1 protein-coding gene is annotated in these 1,079 nt (G+C 59.5%); it reads right to left on the bottom strand.

The genetic code is table 11. The annotated features are described in order from the left end of the window. Positions 1-39: 39 nt before the first annotated feature. The coding region (locus tag ABS761_RS16850; RefSeq protein WP_350409548.1) for an IS256 family transposase at positions 40-1,079 on the bottom strand (1,040 nt) is incomplete at its 5' end.

Genomic DNA, 1,079 nt, shown 5'->3' with positions numbered 1-1,079 from the left:
GGGGGTGTCAGGAATTCCGTGTTCAAGGCGAGTTGAACATCAGGCGACAGGCCTGACGAATCGCTCTTCATAGAGCATAGCGAATTGATTCATTGCTGTCTTCCAATCATGGCCGGTGCGGCTCCATTTAGCAGTGATGTTGCGTAGCGCCAGCCAGATCAACTTGGTTGCTGCCTCGTCGCTCGGGAAGTGGCCACGCGTTTTGATGATCTTACGCAGTTGAGCATTGACGTTCTCAATGGCATTGGTCGTGTAGATGACCTTGCGTACCGCTGGCGGGAAGGCAAAGAAAGGAATCACGCGGTCCCAAGCGTGACGCCAGGCGGCGGTGACTGGCGGGAACTTCTGCCCCCAAGGGCCTTGAGCAAACGCCTCCAGTTCGGCCAAGGCCGCCTCTGCGCTGGGCGCGGTATAGATCGGACGGATGGCTGCGGCCAGGGGCTTACGATCCTTCCAGCCAGCGTAATCCAGGCTGTTGCGGATCAGGTGGACGATGCAGGTTTGCAGTGTCGTGGCCGGAAACACGGTGCCCAGCGCCTCAGGCATGCCCTTGAGGCCGTCGGTGACGGCGATCAGAATGTCGTGAACACCACGGGTCTTCAGATCGTTGAAGACGCGCATCCAGAACTTGGCACCTTCTGTGTTCTCTATCCACAGCCCCAGGATGTCACGTGTTCCGTCGGGCATGACGCCCAGGGCCAGGTAGACCGCCTTGTTGCGAACGACCGCATCCTCGCGGATCTTGACTCGCAGGGCGTCGAAGAACACGACCGGATACATGATCTCCAGCGGCCTGGACTGCCAGACGGTGACCTCGGCCATGACCTCGTCAGTGACCGAACTGATGAACTCGGGTGATACCTCGGTGCCGTACTGCTCCAGCAGGAAACCCTGGATCTCCCGCATCGTCATGCCACGGGCGTACATGGCAATGATCTTGTCGTCAAAGCCCGTGAAACGCCGCTCGTGCTTGGGAATCAGGATGGGCTCAAAACTGCCGTCCCGATCACGGGGAACTTCGATGCGGATCGGGCCGTCCTCGGTCAGCACCGTCTTGGCTCCCTTGCCATTGCGCTGGT

The sequence above is a fragment of the Castellaniella sp. GW247-6E4 genome (assembly GCF_040276065.1).
Lineage (GTDB): Bacteria > Pseudomonadota > Gammaproteobacteria > Burkholderiales > Burkholderiaceae_B > Castellaniella.
This window is presented reverse-complemented; position numbering and strand designations above follow the sequence as displayed.